The sequence below is a fragment of the Enterobacter sp. PL_is379 genome (assembly GCF_055817355.1).
Map to the genome: position 1 here is coordinate 1 of NZ_JBVPGT010000004.1, position 929 is coordinate 929.

A 929-nucleotide genomic window follows, 5' to 3' on the forward strand; every position below is an offset into this window, starting at 1 on the left:
CCTTCACGGATTGCGAAACGCAGACCGTCGTCCATCGCGATTGGGTGGATCAGAGTCACAACCATCTTGATGTTGTCGCCTGGCATTACCATCTCAACGCCTTCTGGCAGTTCGATGGTACCGGTCACGTCAGTTGTACGGAAGTAGAACTGTGGACGGTAGCCTTTGAAGAACGGAGTATGACGGCCGCCTTCGTCTTTGGACAGGATGTACACTTCAGATTCGAACTTGGTGTGTGGCTTGATTGAGCCTGGCTTCGCCAGAACCTGACCACGTTCGATTTCTTCACGTTTGATACCACGCAGCAGAACACCAACGTTCTCACCAGCACGGCCTTCGTCCAGCAGTTTGCGGAACATTTCAACGCCAGTACAGGTAGACTTCGCAGTCTCTTTGATACCAACGATTTCAACTTCTTCGCCAACTTTGATGATACCGCGCTCTACACGACCGGTAACAACGGTACCACGACCGGAGATGGAGAATACGTCTTCGATTGGCAGCAGGAATGGCTTGTCAATCGCACGCTCTGGTTCTGGGATGTAAGAATCCAGGAAGCCAGCCAGTTCGATGATTTTCGCTTCCCACTCAGCTTCGCCTTCCAGCGCTTTCAGAGCAGAACCACGAACGATTGGGGTATCGTCGCCTGGGAAATCGTACTGAGACAGCAGTTCACGAACTTCCATCTCTACCAGTTCCAGCAGCTCTTCGTCATCAACCATGTCGCACTTGTTCAGGAACACGATGATGTAAGGAACGCCTACCTGACGACCCAGCAGGATGTGCTCACGAGTCTGAGGCATTGGGCCGTCAGTCGCAGCAACAACCAGGATCGCGCCGTCCATCTGCGCAGCACCGGTGATCATGTTTTTAACATAGTCGGCGTGGCCTGGGCAGTCTACGTGTGCGTAGTGGCGAGTCGGGGTGTC

General features: G+C 53.4%; 1 protein-coding gene. It reads right to left on the reverse strand.

All coding sequences use genetic code 11. The features are described from left to right. Positions 1–929, reverse strand: a 929-nt coding sequence (tuf, locus tag AC0TOY_RS00035) for an elongation factor Tu (protein ID WP_032650521.1), incomplete at both ends; no start/stop codon positions are given.